A 9666-nucleotide genomic window follows, 5' to 3' on the forward strand; every position below is an offset into this window, starting at 1 on the left:
CATTCAGTCCAATGTTGCCCAGACTTGGGCAATCCTTTTGCCCAAGGTCGCCAAAATCCGAGGCTGTGAAACCTTTGACTGGCGAAGACACACGAATCCTGAAGACTGCCGGCTGGCTCAGCCTCTGCGAGCCGGCCTTCGTGGATGCTGTGCTCGGCAAGACCCGCATCCAGGTGCTGGAAGCGGGCCAGCATCTCTATCGTCCGGGTGATCCCTCGGATGGAATCTATGGCCTTCTCTCGGGCGCCCTCGCCATGTCCTTCGTCGTGCCGGAGTCCGGCCCCACCGTGTCGCACATCATCCTGCCGGGTGCATGGTTTGGTGAAACGGCGTTTGCGCGCAAGCCCCGCAACACCGGCGTTCATGCCATGCGCGCCACACGCGCGGTGGTTCTTCCCATGCGCGATATTGATGCGCTGGTGCAGGAAGAGCCCCGTCGCTGGACTGGCTTTGTCCAGCTGGCCATCCTCAATGGCCAACTCGCCATGGGTGCCGCCTATGATCTCATGCTGCGCAATCCGCTGCAGCGCTGTGCGGCAACATTGCTGCGGCTGGCTGGTCTCAGGCATGGCCAGCCACTTGCCGAAGGCCCTGTGGAGCTTGACATCTCGCAAGCTGACCTTGCACACATGACGAACCTGTCACGCAACTCGGTGGGCGCCCTCCTGCGGGTTCTGCGTGATCAGCAATGCGTCGATGTGGACTACCGCCAGCTGATGATCACCAATCCCGGTCGGCTCAAGACATTGCTCCACGCGGATATGTGATCAGGGCTTCAGAACATCCATCTGGATCGGTCCCTCGGCGCGGCCGTGGATGAACTGGTCGACGTATGGGTTGCCGCTGGTGTCAATCGTCTTCGCGGGTCCCTGCCAGATGATCTCGCCCTTGAAGATCATGGCAATGTCATCGGCAATCTTGCGGGCCGACGCCATGTCATGGGTTATCGACACCGTGGTTGCGCCCAGTCGCTTCACGCAGTCGACGATCAGGTTGTTGATGACGTCGGCCATGATCGGGTCGAGGCCGGTGGTGGGCTCGTCGAAGAAGATGATCTCGGGGTCGGCCGCGATGGCGCGGGCAAGTCCCACGCGCTTCTGCATGCCGCCCGAGAGCTCTGCCGGATAGAGGTTGCCGACTTCCGGCGTGAGGCCCACCTGTCCCAGCTTGTCGATGGCAATGTCGCGCGCCTTGGCGCGCGCCATTTGGCGGCCCTGGATGAGGCCGAAGGCGACATTCTCCCAGACCGAGAGGGAGTCGAAAAGCGCCGCACCCTGGAACAGCATGCCGAAGCGCGCCAGATATTCATCGCGCGCGCTGCCCTTGAGCCCGATCACTTCCTCGCCGGCGATCCTGATCGAGCCTGAGTCCGGATGCAGCAGACCGAGGATGCATTTCAGCATCACCGACTTGCCGGTGCCCGAGCCGCCGATCACCACGAGCGAATGGCCCTTCGGCACCGACAGCGTCACGCCGTTCAGCACGTGCTTCGAGCCGAAGCTCTTTCTGACGTCGGTGAGTTCGATGAATGCCTCGGCCATCACATCAATCCGCGAACAGAAGCGAAGTGAGGGCGAAGTTGGCAGCGAGGATCAGGATCGCGGAGGAGACCACCGCATTGGTGGTGGCCCGGCCCACGCCCTGGGCGCCGCCACTGGAATTGAAGCCGTGATAACAGCCCATCACCGCGATGATGAAGCCGAAGACGGCAGCCTTGATGAGGCCCGACGAGACGTCGCTGAATTCAAGGAAGTCCGCCGTGTTGCGGATATAGGCATAGCCATTGAGCCCGATCGAGCGCGTGCCGACGATGTAGCCGCCCATGATGCCGATGACGTCGGCGATGCCGACGAGGATCGGCAGCGTCACCACCGCTGCGATGATGCGCGGGCCCACGAGATACTTGAACGGGTTGGTGGCCAGCGTTACCAGCGCATCGATCTGCTCGGTCACCCGCATGGTGCCGAGTTCGGCCGCGATGGAGGCGCCGACACGTCCCGCAACCATCAGACCTGCGAGGACCGGCCCCAGCTCGCGCGTGATGCCCAGTGCGACGATCGAGGCGACGAGGCTCTCCGCGTTGAAGCGCGAGGATCCGAGGTAAATCTGCAGCGCCAGCGCGCCACCTGTGAAGAAGGCCGTGAGGCCGACGACCGGCAGCGAAAAATAGCCGATCCGCATCATCTGCTCGAGGATCTGCCGGACGAAGATCTTCGGCGTCAGGCCCTGCAGCAGCGCGTCCTTCAGGAACAGCGCAACCCGGCCCACTTCTCCGAGCAGGGCCAGCGAGGCGCGGCCGATATGGGCAAATATGTTCAAGCTGTGCTGTCCGATTCGAGCCCGGTGTAGAGCCTTGCATAGCGGCTGCCCAGCCTCGTCAGCAACTCATAGGATATGGTGCCTGCCCAGTTGGCCGCTTCGTCGATGCCGATGTGGCGCCCCAGGATCTCCGCCCGCGTGCCGCGCACCACACTGCCTTCCGCAAGGTCAGTGATGTCGATCCCCATCATGTCCATGGAGACGCGCCCGATAACCGGGCAGCGCTGTCCGTTGATGAAGACCTGGGCAGGGCCATGCGGCTGTTTCGAGGACAGTGCGCGCGGAACGCCGTCCTTGTAGCCGGCGCCCAGCACCGCAATCCGGCTCGGGCGGTCGGCTTTCCAGGTGGCGGAGTAGCCCACCGTGTCACCGGGGGCAACGCTGCGCAGTTGCATGACGGCACCTTCCAGAATGGCAACGGGCAGCATCGGATTCGCAACATTCTGCATCGGATTTCCGCCGTACAGCGCAATGCCGGGGCGCACCAGGTCATGGGTGAAGCCATCGCCCAGGAACACGCCCGATGAATTGGCAAGACTCGCCGCCACGCCCGGCAGCTTGGCCCGTATGCTCGCGAAAGCCGTGCGCTGGCGCTGGTTAAGCGGGTGGGAAGGCTCGTCCGCGCAAGCGAGGTGGCTCATCAGCAGGGTGACGTTCAGCCCCTCCATGGTGAAGTTGTCGGCCAGCAGCGAATCGAATTCCGCCATTGAAAAGCCCAGCCGGTTGATGCCGGTGTCGACATGGATCGCGCAGGGCAGTTTCCGCCCGTAAACCCTTCCAAACATTGCCCATTCCTGCGCTTCCTCGATGGAAATCAGCGCCGGGCAGAGGTTCAGTTTTGCGTAAAATTCCGCTTGGCCCGCAAACAGACCGTCAAGGATGTATATTGTTGCTTCCGGCAGGCGTTCCCGCAGCTCCTCGCCCTCCTTGGGGCGGGCCACGAAGAACGATCTGCACCCCGCTTCCCACAGTGCCCGGGCCACCGGTTCGATGCCCAGCCCATAGGCGTTGCCCTTCACCGCCGCGCCGCATTCTGCCTTTCCGGCCCGTATGTTAAGCCGCCGCCAGTTCTCCTTCAGCGCGACCAGATCGATGGTCAGCACCGCTCCGGCCAGGTCCTCTGGGGTGGGGGTCATCTGGTCGCAAAATCCTTTCCGGAATTGGCTTAAGGTCACCTGCACCAGGGATCAAGCCTTGCCTTGGGGAGGCTCAAAAAGCGCATGACGCTCGCCCTTCGCGCGCAGAGCGAAATCAAAGCGAAATTGCCTTCTGCAAGCGATTGCATAATTTACAACCAGATGAACGTAACGGAGTTGCGTTCGACAGACCAGACCGGGAGGCACCACATGGATGGAACGCAGGCCACGTTGCAAGCGCCGCGAGAACCGACGAAGCGTGCTATCCGTCCGGCTCCCACGGTCGACAACAAGGAACTGCGCCGCGTGTTGCGCTCGGTCAAGAAGGTCGCCCGCGGTGATGGCAGCGCCCTCAAGCAACCGATTGCACCTGGTGGTCCCAGCCGTTACGACCACTATCAGGCAATCCTGCTCGATGCCTTCAAAGATCAGCTGGCCGGCTCCATTCGCCGCCTGAAAGCATCGAAACCGATTGCAGTCAAAACGCGCAAGGTCGTTGCCGCGATGCTGGCGCTGAACAAATATGCGCCGGACGACGTGATCACGGGTTGATCAGGGGAAAGCCGAGGGCAGACCGTCCAGAAGGCTGAAAGCCTCAAGATGGGCCACCGGTGCCTGGCGTGGCAGGGTCAATGACTGCCTTACCTCTTCTGGAATTGACTGATCATCCAGTGGCAGCACGCCTGCATCCCGGATGGCGCGCCTCAGTGCGTCCGAACACCCACGAAACTGCAGTGTGGCACGCACTGCCTGTGGCGTTCCCGATGGCGCCATCGTGAGCGCGAGACCGCTCAAGAACCCCTGAGACAGCGCATTTTCCGACCCCATCGAAACAAGGCTCACTTCGCCGCAACCCTTTCGGTTCAGCGAGAGCAGGAAGCGCGCCTTCTCCGCTTCGAGCACCACACCGTCATGCCTGCCGCTCAGGTAATAGTGCTGGCGCTGGCCCACGGCACGGTACTTGGTAAAGCGGGTAAAGACCGTGACATCGCCCTTCTTCTGGATGAACACCGCCTCACGCAGGCACTTCGCCTCATCGCGCGGCCACAGGCTGTACAGGTGATAGCAGCCGGTGCGCAGCGTGGTGGGTTGCATCCCGGCGAAGGCATTGGCAGCAAGGCCCAGGCCATGAAGCGGAAAGCCGCTGAGCAGCAAATCTTCCTTGGGTTTCTGGAAACGCGCCGGATCGTGGAACAGGCTCTCGGACTCGATCCGGAAGAAGTTGCAGATCTTCTCGAGCGTCGCAGCATTTGGAAGGGTGGAACCGGAGAGATATTTGTTGAACTGCTGCCTGTTCATGCCGAGCGCCCGGCAAACTGCGGCAATCGAGCCGTGGCGCGTACACAGCGCGCGGAGATTGTCGGCGAAATTCCTGTGCGGCGAGAAGGGCGTGTGCTGGTTCACCGCCAAAGCCCCAAGCTTGAGAATCGTGACACGCCCATCCGCGGCTCCGCCGTGTTATCCTGAACCGGATTGGCGTATAATGCACTGTTTGCGCGCAGAACGTAATCCAATTTTGCACAATTTGAACTAAACACTGTGCAATAATTGTAGAAAATACATCTGAAAGTAGAGTTGAGTTGCTATTCGAAGCGCTCCGGAATGTAGTCAGTGCGCACCAAGTTCTGGAACTTGGTCAGGCTCGCCTCGAACTGCAGTTCGACTATGCCGGTGGGGCCATGACGCTGCTTGCCAATGATGACTTCGGCAACTCCGTTCACGCGGTTCATCTGTTCCTGCCAGTCGAAGTGTTCCTGTGTGTTGGGGCGAGGCTCCTTGCGCGCAAGATAATATTCCTCGCGGTAGACGAACAGCACCACGTCGGCGTCCTGCTCGATCGAGCCTGATTCACGCAAGTCGGCAAGCTGCGGGCGCTTGTCGTCGCGGTTCTCGACCTGGCGTGACAGCTGCGAAAGAGCCACGACCGGCACCGAAAGCTCCTTGGCCAGTGCCTTGAGGCCCACGGTAATCTCGGAGACTTCCTGCACACGGCCTTCCGATGCGCGGCGCGAGGAGCCGGAAAGCAGCTGCAAGTAGTCGACCACGAGAAGCCCCAGCCCGCGCTGGCGCTTCAACCGCCTTGCACGCGCTGCCACCTGCGCAATGGTGATGCCGCCGGTCGCATCGATGTAGAGCGGCAGCGACTGCATCTCGCGCGTCACCTCGACGATCTTGGCGAATTCATCCTCGGTGATCTTGCCGCGGCGGATGCGCTCCGACGGGATCATTGCCTGCTCGGAGATGATACGCGTCGCCAGCTGCTCGGCCGACATTTCGAGTGAGAAGAAGGCCACGACACCGCCATCCGTCACCTTCACCGAGCCATCAGCGTTGTGCTGCGCCTTGTAGGCCTTGGCGATATTGTAGGCGATGTTGGTGGCGAGCGATGTCTTGCCCATGGCTGGGCGGCCGGCCAGGATGATGAGATCGGAAGACTGCAAGCCGCCCATTTTCTCGTCGAGGTCCTTGAGCCCCGTCGAGATGCCGGACAAGCCACCATCGCGCTGGTAGGCACTCGCCGCCATGTCGACAGCATCGGTGAGTGCCCGGGCGAAGGGCTGGAATCCCTGGCCATATTTTCCGGTCTCGGCCATGGTGTAGAGCGTCTGCTCGGCGCGCTCGATCAGTTCGCGCGAGGAGTCCTCGATGTCGGGGTCGAAGGCCTCGTTGACGAGTTCCGTGCCGATGCCGATGAGCTTGCGCCGCTGCGCGAGTTCATAAATCGTGCGGCCATATTCTTCGGCGTTGATGATGGTCGTGGCGCTCGCCGCAAGCCGCGCGAGATAGGCCGTGCCGCCAATTTCCTTCAGCGTGGCGTCATTCTCGAAATGCGTCTTGAGCGTCACCGGGCTCGCCAGCTTGCCGATCTTGATGAGCGTGGTTGCCGCCTCGAAGATGCGAGCGTGCAGCGGTTCGAAGAAATGCTCCGGCAGCAGGAATGCGGACACCTTGTCCGCTGCCTCGTTGTTGACCAGGATGGCGCCCAGCAGCGCCTGTTCCGCCTCGATGTTGTGGGGCGGGTTGCGGAAGCTCTCGTCGTCCGGTGAAGGATCGACGGCGCGGAGGGCAGGGTTCTGGTTCATCGCGAGACCGTAGACACATGCAGCGCAGTTGCGGCGCCATTGTGCGCCTTATGCACGTTATCCACAATCATGGCCTGCGCGTCGGCGCAGGGCAGGGGTTCTTCGCCCCGTGCACCTTACTCGGCGGGAACCGCCTTGAAGCGTGGCAGCTTGCTGTCGATCTCGCGAAGCCGGTCTTCTTCCGCGATCATGTAGTTGCGGGTCAGCGGCAAGGCATTCTGGTTTTTCACGAACTGGATCTGGAAGTTGTTCATGCCCACGTAGCGGAAGGCGCACTCTGATACGGCGAGATAGAACTCCCACATGCGGCAGAAGCGCTCGTCATAGAGTTCCTTCGCGCGCTCGCGGTGGTCGGCGAAGCGCAGGTACCATTCGCGCAGCGTCTTGGCATAGTGCAGTCGCAGGATCTCGATGTCGGTGACGTAGAGCCCTGACTTCTCGATATAGGGAAGCACTTCCGAGAGGGCCGGGATGTAGCCACCCGGGAAAATGTATTTCTTGATCCAGGCGGACGTTGCGTCAGGGCCTGCCGAGCGGTTGATCGAATGCAGCACGGCCACACCATTGTCCTTGAGGAGGGCGTTCACCTTGGTGAAGAACTCCTTGAAGTGACCGACGCCCACATGCTCGAACATGCCGACCGACACGATGCGGTCGAACTTGGTTTCGAGGTGACGATAGTCCTTCAGCAGGAACTGCACGCGATCGGAAACGCCGCGCTGCTCGGCCCGCTCGTTCGACAGCTTGTACTGTTCCTCCGACAGGGTGACGCCGGTGACTTCGGCGCCGCAGATTTCCGCGATGTAGAGGCCGAGCCCGCCCCAGCCGGAGCCGATGTCCAGAACCTTCATGCCGGGCTTGATGTCGAGCTTTGCGGCGAGATGGCGCTTCTTGGCCAGCTGCGCATCTTCCAGCGAACCGTCATCGGTTTCGAAATAGGCGCAGGAATATTGCCGGTCGCGATCGAGGAAGAGATCGTAGAGCGCGCCAGAAAGGTCGTAGTGGTGCGCAACGTTGCTCTTGGCCTTGCCGACGGGGTTGTACTGGTCGACGCGCTTCAGCGCGATGCGCACGGCATTTGCAGCCTTGGCGATCTTCGGCATCTTGTGGGCTTGCACATTGGCGGCGAGTAGTGCGAGCGTATCATAGATGGTGGTGCCGCCGGACACATCCAGCGATCCATCCATGTAGCATTCACCGAGATAGAGATCGGCATCGGCTGCGATCTTGGTCGCGGCAAGCGGCGTCTTGATGGCGATGTTCACTGGCGTGCCCGTGCCATTGCCATAGTCCCGCACCTTGCCATCCGGTCCGGTCACGCGCAGCGTGCCCTTTTCCATGACCGTCTTCAGTGCACGATCCAGAAGTGCGTACATAACCCTGCGCTCCTTAGCCCTTCGCCATACTGGCGGTCTCTGACACCTGCCCCCTGATGTCATTTTCATTAACAAAAGTTTAATGTGCCGACCCCGCCTCACGCAAGGGGTTGAATGCGCAAGGGTTAATGGCTTTTTGTGCACGCTGGACGGGAGCCCGTTGCATTCTCGGAATGAAAAAAGGGCCACCCCGAAGGGCGGCCCTGATGCATTCGCCGTCGATGCGATGCTTAGGCGTTGTCTTCCGCGGCGGCTTCGGCCTGGGCTTCCTCGAAGAGGGCTTCGGCGGCAGCGCGGATTTCCGCACGGTCCGAGGTCGGGCCGGTGAGGTCTTCGCCGCGCGCCTGGGCGGCGGCTTCCTCGGGCGAGCGGGCGACGTTGACCGTCACCTTGACTTCGACTTCCGGATGCGGCGAGACGATCACCTCGTGCAGACCAATGGTCTTGATCGGCGCGGTCAGCTGGATGTGGCCACGGTCGATCTTGACGCCAATGGCGCCAGCGGCGTCCGCAATGTCACGCGGGCTGACGGAGCCGTAGAGCTGGCCCGATTCGCCGGCCTGACGGATGAGCGTGAAGCTCTTGCCGTCCAGCGACTTGGCTTCCTCGCCGGCAGCGGCCCGGCGTTCGGCGTTGCGGGCCTCGAGGGCCGCGCGGTCACGTTCGAACTTGGCCTTGTTGGCTTCGGTGGCGCGCAGCGCCTTGCCGCCGCGGAGAAGGAAGTTACGGGCATAGCCGTCCTTGACCTTCACCACTTCGCCCATGTGGCCAAGCTTGGCGACGCGTTCGAGAAGAATGACGTCCATCTGGGCTACTCCTTACTTGAGCACGTAGGGCAGCAGGCCCAGGAAGCGGGAACGCTTGATGGCCTTGGCCAGTTCGCGCTGCTTCTTGGCGCATACCGCGGTGATGCGGCTCGGCACGATCTTGCCGCGCTCGGAGACGTAGCGCTGCAGGAGGCGCACGTCCTTGTAGTCGATCTTCGGGGCGTTATCGCCGGTGAAGGGGCAGCTCTTCTTGCGACGGAAGAAGGGGCGGCGGGCTTGCGGAGCGGACATTAGTTGCTCTCCTCGGTGGCTTCGACGCGGTCTTCGCGGCGGTCACGGTCCTCGCGGCGGCGCATCTGGGCCGACGGACCATCCTCAAGGGCTTCGACCTTGACGGTCATGAAGCGGATCACGTCTTCCGAGATCGACATCTGGCGCTCCATCTCCTGCACGGCGGCAGAGGGGGCGTCGATGTTGAAGAGCGTGTAATGCGCCTTGCGGTTCTTCTTGATGCGATAGGTGAGGGACTTGAGGCCCCAGTATTCGGTCTTGGTCACCTTGCCGCCATTGGCAGCGAGAAGCGCCTTGTACTGCTCCGTCAGGGCATCGACCTGAGTGGGCGCAGCGTCCTGACGTGTCATGAACACGTGCTCATAGAGAGCCATATTGATTGTGCCTTTCGTTACGTTTCAACAGCCTAAGTCATCCGGCGCAGAGCCTCTTTCGAACCCAGAAAGGCTCGAAAGACCGGTCAAACGAAAGAGCGGAGACACGGGAAGACGGGGTTCACCCCCTGGCCATCTGCTTTGAAGCACATGACCCTTCCGTTCAGCCCCCAGCCGGGTGCCTTACAGCGAGGCGGCTTATGGCGGAAAAGCGCGGCCGGTGCAAGCCTTGTCGCGTGGCGAGGGCAGGCCGGCGTCCGCGGAACTGAGGTGGTCCTAGGAATTCGGACAGGGTGTTAAGGTGTAGTCCGCCGATCAAA

Annotated in this window: 9 protein-coding genes and 2 pseudogenes; 2 read left to right on the plus strand and 9 right to left on the minus strand. The window is 61.7% G+C overall.

The window, feature by feature from the left end:
- Positions 1-74: 74 nt before the first annotated feature.
- Entirely contained in the window at positions 75-767 is a 693-nt protein-coding gene (locus WCJ41_RS08785; RefSeq protein ID WP_336905477.1) for a Crp/Fnr family transcriptional regulator, read from the plus strand.
- Here WCJ41_RS08785 and WCJ41_RS08790 read toward each other — a convergent pair whose 3' ends face one another.
- Genes WCJ41_RS08790 through alr form a run of 3 tightly spaced genes read right to left on the minus strand, consistent with a single transcriptional unit; the run spans position 768 to position 3455 of the window.
- The gene (locus tag WCJ41_RS08790) at positions 768-1541 is read right to left on the minus strand and encodes an ATP-binding cassette domain-containing protein (RefSeq protein ID WP_336905478.1); all 774 of its coding nucleotides are present in this window, start codon (positions 1539-1541) and stop codon (positions 768-770) included.
- Positions 1542-1545: 4 nt separating this feature from the next.
- The gene (locus WCJ41_RS08795) at positions 1546-2319 is read right to left on the minus strand and encodes an ABC transporter permease (protein WP_336905479.1); all 774 of its coding nucleotides are present in this window, start codon (positions 2317-2319) and stop codon (positions 1546-1548) included.
- Positions 2316-3455, minus strand: coding sequence for an alanine racemase (alr, locus tag WCJ41_RS08800; protein WP_336905480.1), 1140 nt, complete (start codon positions 3453-3455; stop codon positions 2316-2318). The genes WCJ41_RS08795 and alr overlap by 4 nt, the downstream gene beginning before the upstream one ends.
- 84 nt (positions 3456-3539) lie before the next feature.
- Here alr and WCJ41_RS08805 point away from each other — a divergent pair, with 84 nt between their 5' ends.
- Entirely contained in the window at positions 3540-4007 is a 468-nt protein-coding gene (locus tag WCJ41_RS08805; RefSeq protein ID WP_336905481.1) for a hypothetical protein, read from the plus strand.
- Here WCJ41_RS08805 and WCJ41_RS08810 read toward each other — a convergent pair whose 3' ends face one another.
- From WCJ41_RS08810 to rpsF, 6 genes and pseudogenes are all read right to left on the minus strand, one after another.
- Complete coding sequence (locus WCJ41_RS08810) at positions 4008-4859, minus strand: helix-turn-helix transcriptional regulator (protein WP_336905482.1); 852 nt, start codon at positions 4857-4859, stop codon at positions 4008-4010. It abuts the gene before it with no gap.
- 179 nt (positions 4860-5038) lie between these two features.
- Positions 5039-6538, minus strand: coding sequence for a replicative DNA helicase (locus tag WCJ41_RS08815; RefSeq protein WP_336905483.1), 1500 nt, complete (start codon positions 6536-6538; stop codon positions 5039-5041).
- Positions 6539-6654: 116 nt separating this feature from the next.
- Positions 6655-7914 carry a cyclopropane-fatty-acyl-phospholipid synthase family protein gene (locus WCJ41_RS08820; RefSeq protein ID WP_336905484.1) on the minus strand — a complete coding sequence of 420 codons (1260 nt, stop codon included), beginning with the start codon at positions 7912-7914 and terminating at the stop codon, positions 6655-6657.
- A gap of 323 nt (positions 7915-8237) precedes the next feature.
- Positions 8238-8720, minus strand: a pseudogene (gene rplI / locus WCJ41_RS08825) (50S ribosomal protein L9); the annotation flags it as partial.
- Between the two features lie 12 nt (positions 8721-8732).
- On the minus strand, positions 8733-8972 hold the full coding sequence (gene rpsR / locus WCJ41_RS08830) for a 30S ribosomal protein S18 (protein ID WP_290546472.1): 240 nt from the start codon (positions 8970-8972) through the stop codon (positions 8733-8735).
- A gap of 26 nt (positions 8973-8998) precedes the next feature.
- Positions 8999-9346 (minus strand): annotated as a pseudogene (gene rpsF, locus WCJ41_RS08835) (30S ribosomal protein S6); the annotation flags it as partial.
- Positions 9347-9666 lie beyond the last annotated feature (320 nt).

The sequence above is a fragment of the Aestuariivirga sp. genome (genome assembly GCF_037139295.1).
In the GTDB taxonomy this organism is placed as follows: Bacteria; Pseudomonadota; Alphaproteobacteria; order Rhizobiales; family Aestuariivirgaceae; genus Aestuariivirga.

Excerpts from the sequence above, each read along its gene's own strand:
- WCJ41_RS08790 (WP_336905478.1), bottom strand. The coding sequence starts at position 1,541 with ATGGCCGAGGCATTCATCGAACTCACCGACGTCAGAAAGAGCTTCGGC.
- alr (WP_336905480.1), bottom strand. The coding sequence starts at position 3,455 with ATGACCCCCACCCCAGAGGACCTGGCCGGAGCGGTGCTGACCATCGAT.
- WCJ41_RS08805 (WP_336905481.1), top strand. The coding sequence starts at position 3,540 with ATGACGCTCGCCCTTCGCGCGCAGAGCGAAATCAAAGCGAAATTGCCT.
- WCJ41_RS08815 (WP_336905483.1), bottom strand. The coding sequence starts at position 6,538 with ATGAACCAGAACCCTGCCCTCCGCGCCGTCGATCCTTCACCGGACGAC.
- WCJ41_RS08820 (WP_336905484.1), bottom strand. The coding sequence starts at position 7,914 with ATGTACGCACTTCTGGATCGTGCACTGAAGACGGTCATGGAAAAGGGC.
- rpsR (WP_290546472.1), bottom strand. The coding sequence starts at position 8,972 with ATGTCCGCTCCGCAAGCCCGCCGCCCCTTCTTCCGTCGCAAGAAGAGC.